Origin of the sequence: Calothrix sp. NIES-3974 (assembly GCF_002368395.1) — a bacterium.
Lineage (GTDB): Bacteria > Cyanobacteriota > Cyanobacteriia > Cyanobacteriales > Nostocaceae > NIES-3974.
This window is the reverse complement of sequence record NZ_AP018254.1, coordinates 5,059,640-5,071,492: the sequence shown is the minus strand read 5'-3', so window position 1 is coordinate 5,071,492 and position 11,853 is coordinate 5,059,640. Positions and strand designations below refer to the sequence as shown.

Here is an 11,853-nt window from a genome sequence, read left to right as displayed (position 1 = left end):
TTTCGGAAAAATCAAAAATAATCACAATTAACGAACTTGCTTGAGGTTTTCTATTTGGTTGGTAAACATTTCCGTAAATAGACTCAAAACTGTGCGTTCTTCCCTAACTTTAATATTTGCACTAATGGACATCCCTGATTGTAGAGATATATCTCTACCTTTGACTGCTAATTTTTGTTGATTGAGGCGAACTTTGGCAGGAAAACGATAAAATTGATGGGTAGGGTCGGGAGGTAAGGCATCGGAACCAATCCATTTAACTTCACCCTTAATATCACCAAACTCACTGAAGGGAAAGGATTCAATTCTCACATCTACTTTCATTCCTTCCTGGACAAATCCAATGTCTCGATTGGTGATAAATATTTCGGCAATCAGGTTATCATTGGGGACAATTTTCAAGATTTTTTCGCTAGGGTTGGCAACAAAACCTGGTGTTTTTGCTTGTAAATCAAAAATTGTCCCTGCGACTGGTGCGCGTAATTCCTGATATTTGACGTTGAGTTTAGTTTGGTCAATTTTACTGTTGATTTCCGCAAGTTTTTTATCATTTTCTAGGAGAATACGGGATAGTTGACTGTCGATTTCGGCAATGCGTTGTTTATTTGCAGCAATTTTTTCCAGGATATTTTTTTGGGAACTTGCAACGGTGTTGGTTAATTCTTCTGTTCCCTGGTCTACATCGTATTTGAGACGTTGTTGTTCCTGTTCTAGTTGGGAAATTTGGGATTTCAGGGTTTGTACTGTTTGCTTTTGTTTGAGATACTGGAGTTGCGCGATCGCGCCTTCTTTGGCTAAGTTTTCTAGTTTGGTGAGAATTTGCTGTTCTAGAATCAAATTTTGGCGTGCATCTTGGATTTTGATTTGGTTTTGATTGGCTTGTTGTTTAATTTGAGCAATTTCTAAGCGTGCTGCATTGGTACGAGATGTCAGTTCTGTTTGTGCTGCTTGTAAACGCTGTTGTTCTTGGTTATTGAGGTTATTATTATCGGTGTTATTATTTAATTCTGTCTGTAGGGTTTCTATTTCTCTTAGGAGAGCAGAGCGGTTTTTAAAAAGGTTGGCGATTTCGGGATTTAGATTATTGCTTAACAGGGATAAACTTGCTGGATTGTCACCGGAGTTAATCAAAGTCCGATAAATTTGATTTTCCTGGATGATGCTATTACGAATTTTTTCTAAAGCTGTTAATTCTGACTTGTTCGCTTCTGTGTCAAAAACTAATAATAAATCTCCTACTTTCACCTGTTGTCCATCTTTTACTAAGACTTGTTTGACAACTCCACCTACGGGTGCTTGAACTTCTTTGACTGCTGCTTCAGGTTTTAGTTGTCCTGTTGCAGGTACTACCTGTTCAATCTTAGCAATACTAGCCCAAATTACACCAAAACTAGCTAATCCCATTAATGTTAACATAATGGCACGTGACCATATGGGGGATTGACGTAGTATGACTGATGAGGATTGTTGTAATTGATAGGATTTTAAGTCTGGTTTTAGTTGTTTGGGTACGGGTTTTTCCGCTAACAGTAATCGCGCATCTTGTAGGTTTGATTGATGATATTTTCCGTTACCGTTATGACCGTTAGTGTGGTTAGTAGACATGGGATTTTCCTTGAGTAGAATACAGCATACAGGAGTAGGATGATTTTTTAGCGCTGCTGAATAAAAATATAAATTGAAAATTTGACCTATTGTAGAGACGTAGCGGTGCTACGTCTCTACGATAATGATTAATGATTTTGGTTTTAATACAAAATTCAAATGTAAATAATTATAATTCATGCCCAAATTCAGTAACACCATTTTTGCAATTACTAATATTTCCGTACAGACGACTCGACGGGTTGTCTCTAGCATATTTACAAATTCACTTCCTGCTGATTATAAAGATAAAAATAATGACCTTTTTTCGCCATTAATTCCTGGTGATTTCCTTGTTCTATTAATCTTCCTCCATCCATGACTAAAATGATGTCTGCATGACTAACTGTATTTAATCTATGGGTAATAAAAAATACTGTATTTCCCCGAAACGCATTGGCTAAATTGATACAAACCTGCCGTTCCGTTGGGTAATCTAAAGCACTGGTAGCTTCATCTAAAACGAGTAATTTCGGTTTTTGCAAGACTGAACGCGCGATCGCAATCCGTTGTCTTTGTCCTCCGGATAGTCCTGCTCCTTTTTCTCCGACGCGGGTATTATAGCCATTAGGTAGGTTCATGATAAAGTCGTGAGCTGCTGCGATTTTAGCTGCTTGGATGATTTCTTCGCTGGTTGCGTCGGGGTTGGTAAGGGCCATATTTTCCTGGACAGTGCCGTCGAATAGTAAACTATCTTGGGGGACTACTCCTAATTGTCGTCGTAGGGAATAAAGTTCGACTTTGGCAATATCATAATCATCGATTAAAATGCGTCCGGATTCGGGTGCGTATAATCTTAATAATAGTTTCATTAAGGTGCTTTTTCCGGAACCACTTTGTCCAACGATTCCCACAAATTTTCCTGGGGGAATTTCAATGTTGACGTTGGCTAATTGTAGAGGACCTGTGCTTGCAAAGCGGAAGGATATATTTTCAAATTTAACTGCTCCTTGAATTGCTGGGAGAGGAATATTTCCTCGGTCTTGCTCTCCTTCTTCTGGGGTATCGACAATATCACTTAATCGTTCTAAAGATAAAGCTGTTTCTTGGAAACTCTGCCACAGTTGAGCTAATCGTAATATAGGACTGGTGACGTAGCTGGAAATAATCCGAAAGGCGATTAATTCTCCTAGGGTTAATTCCCCTTGTAAAACTAAATAAGCTCCCGCCCATAACACTAGCAAACTGCTTAATTTATTCAGAAAATTACTAGTAGCACTAGCCCAAGTGGAAGTAATCACATTATCAAAACCCGCAGCGACATAGCGAGCATATTTTTCTTGCCATGTAAAACGCGATCGCAATTCGATATTTTGGGCTTTGACGGTTTGAATTCCCGACATTACCTCTACTAGATAGGATTGGGTTTCGGCGTTGCGTTCGGCTTTGTGGCGTAGTTGTTTACGAATAATGGGGGATGCAATAAAGGTAATTAATAGGAATACGGGAATTGTCGCTAAACCAACTAAAGTTAATTGCCAGCTATAAAAGAGCATGACAATAATATATACTACGGAAAATACCGCATCTAATCCTACTGTCAAGGCTGTTCCCGTGAGAAATTGACGAATATTTTCTAATTCGTTAATTCTAGTAGCTAATTCTCCTACAGGTCGTCGTTCAAAATAGCGTAGTGGTAAACGTAATAGATGGTCAATAATTTGTGAACCTAACCCCATATCCATGCGGTTAGTTGTATCCACAAATAGATAGGTGCGGAGAGCGCCTAAAATCGCCTCAAAAAAACCAACCACTAATAATAAAGCCCCCAATACATTCAGGGTACTAATACTATTTTGGACAATAACCTTATCAATAATTAACTGAATCACCAACGGATTCACTAAAGCCGCTAATTGCACAAAAAATGAAGCCAAAAAGACTTCAATCAATACCCGACGATAACGGGATATATAGGGTAAAAACCAACTTAAACCAAAACGCTGTTGGGGTGTTTCCTGGGTCGCACTCAACAACAAAACTTGCAACTGGGGACTCGAATTCTCCCTTACCGCTTCTAACTCTGCAATCAACTTACCCGGTGAAAACCGCTTTATTCCCTGGGACGGTACACCTAAAACCATCACGCGATCGCTAGCTTCATAAATAACTGCATATTCCCCTTGGTAACGCATCAATGCGGGTGTGGGGATACGTGTGACATTTTGGGTAAGTAAATCTACTAATTGGGATTTAAACCCGATTAATTCACCTAAATAGGCACAAACTTGAAAAGAAATAGATTCCTGTCGGCGAAACTGCTCTGTTAATACCCGTTTCACCACATCTCGACGGAAGGGAATGTGTAAATACTGACATAACATCTGCCAACAAGCTGCTGTCCCATTCACTTCCCCCCGACCCCGAACAAATGGATACTTAACTCGTTGATTATCTGGTTTGTACTGCTGAGGTGAGGAAGAGAATAGGGGTTCTGTTTCCTCGACGTAGGGGATTTCTAATTCCTCTTCCGGAGATGGGGAACTGGTGAGGATTTCTTGAGAAGGTAGGGGAGATTGGGTATTTGTATCTACGTAACCCTGTAAACAAGATACATCCTCCGGATCTAATCCTAGCAACCGTGCAGAATTCTTCCCCGTCACCTCAATCATCCCCAATTTATTTAAATCTAAACGGGAACCACGGGGATTCTGATTGACAACACCACCACTGACAAACCAAAGTTTTTCCCTTTCTAATTCCTCCACACCCAGTTTACCGGGAGGTAAATTGATAATCGTGGCATTCGTGGCAGCTTTTTCCGTAATTTCCCGTAGATTCGCTCCTCCATTAGCCAAAGCATCCAACTGTAACCCCACAACTTCAAACACTTCCGCCATATGCACTTGACTTTGACGTGCTTGAGCAAAAGCTGGAAAACTCGCCATTAAACTCAAAAAATCCGCCGCAGCAATCGTTAAAATTGTCACTTCCGTAGATGCGATCGCGGTTTCACAGGGTGTTTGACGCAGTAAACTAATTTCCCCTAAAAAATCCCCTGTTTCTAGTAATTTTAAGGTAGTTGGCATTTGGGTACGGGGGTCATAGCCAATTAACCGTACTTTCCCGGTATAAATTATTCCTACTCGGTCGGGAATTGTTTCCTGACCAATAATTTTCTGACCGATTCGGAAGCGTCCTGCTTGAATCGTTGTCAATAATCTCGTCAATACTTCCCCTGGTATTTGCTCAAAACCGGGTAGGGAAGCAATAAATGTTTGCAAGTTATTTTTGAGGTAAGTCATTCGATTTGGGATTTTGGATTAAAGATAAAATGGTTTTTAGATATATCTAAATCCGATTTAAGAATAAATATTGTGGAACAGGTTTTACCCGGTTTTATACGGATAATCATTCTGTATAAATTGAGTTTGTATGGTATTATCTACAAGTGTTCGTGATATATTATTTTTTTGGGAGTAAGAATGTAGATACCGAGAATTATATGTCTGTATTTATTTTGGTTTTTAAAAATTAAATCAACTACGAAATATCAAAATCAAAACACTAAAAATATCGTATTCATCCTGATTATTATCATTTCATAAACCAGCATTTCTTCCAAATAAAAATCCTATTGTAAAACCATTTCTCGACCGCATTCAACTTTTCTTATCCCGTCTGTTATCTCCTCTTCCCCATACCCAATTTGCCATTTCTGAGCTTGAATTTGTGCTTGTAACCACTCATGAAAGCGTTCATTAATTAAACGTTGACGCGTCATCTCATCTAATTTTGCACTAATAATTTTTTCTAATCTCATTAAAACAATCCATTCACCCACCTGAGTTGGTGGTACAAGCTGTTGTGGTTGGACACTCGACAAAATTTTGGCAATTACTGGATGAATTGACTGCAATTCCACAGGACCGATTACACCATCTGTCTCTACTTCCGAACCTTGGGAATATTCCCGAACTAATTCTGCAAAGGACTGCTCCCCCTCACTAATCCGAAAATATAATTCTTGCGCAATCCCAATATCATTTGTACGTAACAAAGAATAGATTACTCTATCCAACTGGGGTTTACGTTGGCGAAAATAGGAATCTAAATCTCCTCCCCAATTGATTTGTTTAAATTTCTCTATTTTACATTGACGAATGGCAATTTCATCCAATTGTTCTGAGGTTAAACCATTCTTTTGTAACCAAAACCGACGCTGTTCTGGTGAAGTTAACTGATATCTTGCTGCTAACTGCTCACAGGCTGATTTTGCTTCCGTGGGAGTTAATTTTATTTCTGCGATCACGTTGTCAATAATCAACTCCCCCAGCAACTGCGGCATCATTTGATATTTTACCAAAGACTGGATCAATTGCTCTGATGTTAGTCGATTATCACCCACTTGCAGCATAGGAAACATACAATTTTTGGGGTTATTTTGTTTGCTTTCGTCTCAGTAAACATACCAATACAAGGTTATGAAAAGGTTATTAATATATAAATTTTATTTTAATTATATGCACACTAAAGATTAAAATAATTTGTTTCACCTTCTTATTCCTATCTCTCCATAATCCCATAATTTTCATAGAAGTGGGGTTTTAAACAAAATTTTTGGGTACAGATTACTATTCTCAAAATAGAAGTTCCCACCTTCAAACAAATGAGGATGTTACAGTTGATTGACTGACTGAAATATCAATTGATAATTTCCGGTTTCCAGAGTAAAAATAACCCTCTACCTACCAAAGTCAATCCTTATCCATCAGATTACAGAAATCTTGTATAATTATCGCTGTTCTTAATCATTTGATAGTCACTCCTTAATTTAGCTACCATAAGGTAATAATGCGGAATTTCTTGGATAATTAAAGCACAATATTTTCCAGGTTAATCCAGCTAAAATCAACAGTTGTATATGTATGATTGATTTCATTCATCCTTGACCGAGAATAGGCTTGTCATCAAATAGAATTAATATTCAATCATTTTCATTGAATATTTTGTCTTTTTCCTGAACCAAAACACACTCTAATTACTTTCTGGATTAATCCTTCCCCAAAGTCAAATATTCTCGATTCTGTGTACAAAATCATTACCATTCAATCATGATTTGAAATCATAGTTGTGAATTCCATCATAAGTATGGAGTCTATGGGGAGTGACAAATCAAGTTATTTTCGACTTCCTGTTCCAAAGCTAATATTTATGGATTTCTCCTTCTCTTGATAAGTGTTGAGTAATGGATTGATTTTCCACTACTCCCTTTAAATTCAGAGAGGTTCCTGAAAAATCGACGGTTGATGGTATTTGATTTTGTTTTCGGTTGCAGCAAGTTTCACCCAACACTCAGAGTAATTAAACCTAACTGTTCCAATTAACAGTAAAAAACAATTATGACCAATCAAACAGAACTACTGAAATTTGCTGGCACAATTAAATTAGATGGTGCGGAAATCTCAGACTTTGACCCCAAAACCAAACGTCTATTTTTAACCGGAGAAGTCGCTGGAAAACCCGTACTGCAAATAGTTGATCTTTCCAACCCCAATAATCCCGTCAAAATTGGTAACGTTGACCTTTCTAGCTTCGGTGGAGGAATCCAAAGTGTTGCAGTTAGAAAAGGTAAAGGAACACAAAACAGTGTTGTCGCTGTCGCAGTTTCAGCCAATAATTTCACAGAACCTGGTAAAGTGGTATTTTTTGATGCCACAGTTGATATTAATAATCCCAGATCCCTTGCTCAGGTGACAGTGGGTGCTTTACCGGATATGCTCACCTTTACCCCCGATGGAACAAAGGTATTGGTGGCTAATGAAGGGGAACCAAGTGAAGATTATACATTTGACCCGGAAGGTTCCATTAGTATTATTGATGTTTCCGGTGATATCACCGCTTTAGACCAAAGCAAGGTAAAAACAGCGGATTTTCGCGCTTTTAATGGACAGGAAGCGCTGTTAAGACAAAAAGGAGTGAAAATCTTTGGTAGATTAGCGAACGGTACTCCTTCCACAGCAGCTCAAGATTTTGAACCGGAATATATAGCTGTATCTCCCGATGGGAAAAAAGCCTTTGTGACTCTGCAAGAAAATAATGCTTTTGCAGTTCTAGATTTAGACAACGGTATCATTACCGATATTTTACCTTTAGGATTCAAAGACCATAGCTTACCAGGAAATGGTCTAGATGCAAGTGACAGGAGTGTTAATGGTACTGGTGGTGGTCGCATCAATATTCAAAACTGGCCGATTTTCGGGATGTACCAACCCGATGCGGTTGCGTCCTTCCGGGTAGGGGGAAAAACCTACTACGTGACAGCAAATGAAGGAGATGCGCGTTTACGTCCTTCTGCTGATAATGTTCTACCTGCTCCCAATAACACTGAAGGTCGAATCTTTAACGAAGAGGTGAGAATTGGGAATAATAGTGTTGTTCTTGACCCGACCGCTTTCCCCAATGCTACACAGTTAAAAAACAATGCCAACCTGGGTCGCTTGCTAATTACCAATACCCTCGGTGATACTGACGGGGATGGGGACTATGATAAATTATACGCCTTTGGCGCTCGTTCCTTTTCCGTTTGGGATGACCAGGGTAAGCTAGTTTTTGACAGTGGTGATCAACTTGAGCAAATCACCGCTCGACTTGTCCCCACCATCTTCAATAGCAATGGTGATCCAGGAACCTTCGATACTCGCTCCGACAACAAAGGTCCGGAACCAGAAGCTGTCACCGTCGGTTATGTTAGTGGTAAACCCTACGCTTTCATTGGTTTAGAAAGAACGGGGGGGGTAATGGTCTACGACCTAAGTAAACCGGAAGCACCCCAATTTGTTCAGTACATTCGCACTGAAGGTGATATTAGTCCAGAAGGGTTAAAATTCATTCCTGCAATTGAAAGTCCTAATGGGAAACCCTTAATAGTGGTTTCTAACGAAGTTAGTAATACTGCGACTATTTACGAAGTTGAAGCACCCAATTTCACCCTACAACTGTTACACGCATCTGACCAGGAAGCTGGTGTTCCTGCATTGGATGACGCACCCCGCTTCAGCGCAGTCTTGAATGCTTTAAAAAACCAGGACGCGGATGGGAATGGTCAGATAGATTTCCCCAATACCTTGATTTTATCCTCCGGTGATGCCTATATTCCCGGATTATTCCTCAATGCAGCAGCAGACCCATCCCTGAGACCTCTACTTGGAAGAGAAGGACAGGGAAGAGCAGACATTATCATTCAAAATGAACTGGGTTTCCAAGCGATCGCCTTTGGTAATCATGAATTTGACCAGGGTACTGGTTTAGTCAGAGACATCCTTGCTCCTAGTGGTGCGTATCCCGGTGCAAAATTCCCCTACCTTAGCGCTAACCTGAATTTTGCTCCCGATGCAAACCTTGCACCCCTGGTGACTGCTGATGGTCAGGAAGCTAGCGATATCCCCGGTAAAATTGCCAAGAGTACCGTAATTACCGTCAACGGCGAGAAAATTGGTGTAGTTGGTGCTACTACCCCTACTCTGCGGAGAATATCTTCCCCGGGCAATGTTGGAGTTCTTCCTCCCGACCCGAACGATATCGATGCTTTAGCGGCAGAAATTCAAAAATCCGTAGATGCCCTGACTGCCACTGGTATCAATAAAGTTATCCTCCTAGCTCACATGCAACAAATCGACATTGAGAAGCAGCTAGCAGGAAAACTTAAGGGTGTAGATATTATCGTCGCCGGTGGTTCCCACTCTCGCTTGGTGGATGAAACAGACCGGTTGCGAGATGGAGATACCCCTCAAGGTGTGTATCCCATCTTACTCAAATCTGCCACCGGGGAAGATGTCGCCGTCGTCAATACGGATGGTAATTATAAATACGTTGGTCGTTTAGTTGTCGATTTTGATAACCAGGGTCGGATTATTCCCGCAAGTATCGATAAAAACATCAGTGGAGCCTATGCCACGGATGCAGCAGGGGTTGCAGCTTTGAATGCGCAAAATTTGGTAGACCCAGAAATCAAAGCCATTACCGATGCTGTGCGGGAAGTAATTAGACGGAAAGATAGTAATGTTTTTGGTATTACCAATGTTTTCCTGAATGGAGACCGTGGTAGTGTCCGGACAGAGGAAACAAATCTGGGTAATTTAACTGCGGATGCGAACCTGGATTATGCACGTCGTTTAGACCCCACCGTAGTTGTGTCCTTGAAAAATGGTGGTGGTATCCGCGATAACATTGGGCGAATTATTGCTCCCCCAGGTGGAACTGAAGCACAAAAACTTCCCCCGGAAGGAAGCGAGTTATCAGGGAAACCGGATGGTGGTATTTCACAACTGGATACGGAAAATGCGCTGCGGTTTAATAACGACCTAACCCTAATTACCCTCACAGCAGCACAGTTAAAACAGGTGCTAGAACACGGTGTTGCAGGAACCAGACCTGGTGCGACTCCTGGTCAATTCCCCCAAATAGGTGGTGTTTCCTTCAGTTTTGATGCAAGTAAACCTGTTGGACAACGGATTCAAAGTGCGGCAATTTTGAATCCGGATGGTAGTGTTAAGGAAGCTTTGGTTGAAAAGGGTCAAGTCCAGGGAGATCCGAATCGGGGAATTCGCATTGTCACCCTCGGTTTCCTTGCTAATGGTGGTGATGGTTATCCCTTTGCAGATTTTGTCACAGCTAATCCTAGCTTTGCCAATCGGGTTGATTTAATTGGGGAAACCGACACAGACCGCAACCGCAATGGTAGGATTGATGGTGCTGTTGACCCCAGTAAGTTTGACCCAGGAAAAGCTAATTTTGCGCGTTCGGGAACGGAACAGGATGCTTTTGCGGAGTATTTGTTAGCGAATTTTAACACTCCGGAAAAAGCCTTTAAGGTTGCAGATGTTCCTGCTGCACAGGATACCAGGATTCAGAATTTAGCTTTCCGTTCCGATAGTGTTTTTGCAGGTTTTGTTGGTAAAGTTCAACCCGGTTCTACTCCCGGTGTGGTCGGAATCACAGGTCGCGCTACCAATTTACAATTTACTGTGAATACGGTAAATCCCAATTCCCGTGTGAGTGAGTTGGTGGTATTTGAGTTTGATGGTAATGGTAATCCTGATTTGAAGCAACTCTTAGAAAGTGGAAAAGCTCGGGTGATTTCTTCCATTATCAGTAATCAACCAAATGGTTTTAGAGCAGGGGATAATCCCAGGATTTTGGAATTTGGTCTGGGTAGTCAAATTGGTTTTGCTGTGATTAAAGACGGTACTGCTGACGATATTAAAGCTGGAAAATCCAAGGAAATTATTTTCTCCACCAGGAATAATTTTATTTCTAATATCACTAATAATGGTTGGGATATCAATGTAGAAGGGTTTAATATCAAGGTGGGGACAACCAATAAAACCCCTGCGTTGGGAACTAGTTTGCAAAATGGAACTCAAGGGGAAGTTATTGATTTACGAGGTATTACTGGTCAAGTAGATGCAACTTTCTCCATGTACAGAGAAGCTGCATTTAACAACCAAGTTTATTTCTACCGGATTGATAATGCGGATGGTTTAGTTGGTGGTGTCAATCCCAATAATAGCCGCTCCTATATCGATGCAGCTTTAAATAATTTGGTGCGCGGTGCAAACAATCAACCCATCAAATTAGAAGTCGCAAACCAAGCAACATCAACTGTCAACGCGAGGGTAAATGCGGGTTCAATTATTGCTCCCTTTATCGTTGTCAACGGTACTTTAGAGCAATTAACAGATAGTAATCCCAATAATGATCCGAAGGTTTATTTCCCATTCCTCGGTGCAAATCCCAACCAAGTAGACCATTTACGTTTGTTGGGTGATAACACCTTTGGTTTTGAAGATTTACCCAATGGTGGAGACAGAGATTACAACGATATTATTATCAAAGTGAATCTGGCTCCGGTTGTGTAGTTGGGTTTGATTTGTATGTGTATGGGGGTTTTTATACCCCTATTTTTGTTGATGTTTGTTGATAATTCATTGGTTGTATTTGTTAATTTGTGTCATTTTATGGACGTTGTTAGATACAAATACTAATTGTATGAATTGTCAATTTTACGTTATGTAGAGACATCGCATTGCCACGTCTCTACAAAATACGATGATTTGATAATTCATGTCCAAATTCAGCAACGCCATTTTCTGTATTCTAGGTTTTTAAAAACCAAAAAAATTCATCAATTAGGAGAATTATTTCTATGCCATTATCAGTAGGAGATATTGCATTTGTTGTACTGTTACTTGACCGCAAATAGCTTTA

At 40.3% G+C, this 11,853-nt stretch carries 4 protein-coding genes; 1 reads left to right on the top strand and 3 read right to left on the bottom strand.

From position 1 onward, the window contains the following. Nucleotides 1–27 precede the first annotated feature (27 nt). The 3 genes from CDC37_RS20275 to CDC37_RS20265 all read right to left on the bottom strand — a co-directional run bounded on the left by CDC37_RS20275 (nucleotide 28) and on the right by CDC37_RS20265 (nucleotide 6,010). The gene (locus CDC37_RS20275) at nucleotides 28–1,605 is read right to left on the bottom strand and encodes an HlyD family efflux transporter periplasmic adaptor subunit (protein ID WP_096624554.1); all 1,578 of its coding nucleotides are present in this window, start codon (nucleotides 1,603–1,605) and stop codon (nucleotides 28–30) included. A 257-nt stretch (nucleotides 1,606–1,862) separates the two neighbouring features. Beyond that, on the bottom strand, nucleotides 1,863–4,889 hold the full coding sequence (locus CDC37_RS20270; RefSeq protein WP_096624553.1) for a peptidase domain-containing ABC transporter: 3,027 nt from the start codon (nucleotides 4,887–4,889) through the stop codon (nucleotides 1,863–1,865). Between the two features lie 329 nt (nucleotides 4,890–5,218). Beyond that, a complete protein-coding gene (locus CDC37_RS20265) occupies nucleotides 5,219–6,010 on the bottom strand; it encodes a peptidylprolyl isomerase (RefSeq protein WP_096624551.1) in 792 nt (263 codons plus the stop codon). A 976-nt stretch (nucleotides 6,011–6,986) separates the two neighbouring features. On the opposite strand from CDC37_RS20265, the gene CDC37_RS20260 reads away from it, so the two are divergent. Further along, nucleotides 6,987–11,504: a choice-of-anchor I family protein gene (locus CDC37_RS20260; RefSeq protein WP_096624549.1), complete on the top strand. Its 4,518-nt coding sequence runs from the start codon at nucleotides 6,987–6,989 to the stop codon at nucleotides 11,502–11,504. Nucleotides 11,505–11,853 lie beyond the last annotated feature (349 nt).

Coding starts and splice junctions, on each gene's coding strand:
- CDC37_RS20270 (WP_096624553.1), bottom strand. CDS start 4,889: ATGACTTACCTCAAAAATAACTTGCAAACATTTATTGCTTCCCTACCC.
- CDC37_RS20260 (WP_096624549.1), top strand. CDS start 6,987: ATGACCAATCAAACAGAACTACTGAAATTTGCTGGCACAATTAAATTA.
- CDC37_RS20265 (WP_096624551.1), bottom strand. CDS start 6,010: ATGTTTCCTATGCTGCAAGTGGGTGATAATCGACTAACATCAGAGCAA.
- CDC37_RS20275 (WP_096624554.1), bottom strand. CDS start 1,605: ATGTCTACTAACCACACTAACGGTCATAACGGTAACGGAAAATATCAT.